Annotated in this window: 1 protein-coding gene; it reads right to left on the bottom strand. The window is 57.7% G+C overall.

All coding sequences use genetic code 11. The annotated features are described in order from the left end of the window. On the bottom strand, positions 1 to 246 hold a 246-nt coding region (locus FRY97_RS22845; RefSeq protein ID WP_170254916.1), incomplete at both ends, for a hypothetical protein.

The raw sequence follows: 246 nt of genomic DNA, 5'->3' as shown, positions 1-246 counted from the left end.
GCCCGGTATCGGCAGGGCTGCAGGACTGCAGGGAAATGAATGTGGAATCGGTTGGCAGCAGTGCGGTAGAAGTGACGACGACAGAATCGCAGCCGAACTGGTTCTGCAGGATTACAGTGACGTGCCCGGTATCCGCAGGGCTGCAGGACTGCAGGAAAACGAAGGTGGAATCGGTCGGCAGCAGTGCAGTAGAAGTGACGACGACGGAATCGCAGCCGAACTGGTTCTGCAGGATTACAGTGACGT

The sequence above is a fragment of the Phaeodactylibacter luteus genome (assembly GCF_007993045.1).
In the GTDB taxonomy this organism is placed as follows: Bacteria; Bacteroidota; Bacteroidia; order Chitinophagales; family Saprospiraceae; genus Phaeodactylibacter; species Phaeodactylibacter luteus.
Note: the sequence above shows the minus strand (reverse complement) of the source record. Positions and strands in the feature narration are given on the sequence as shown.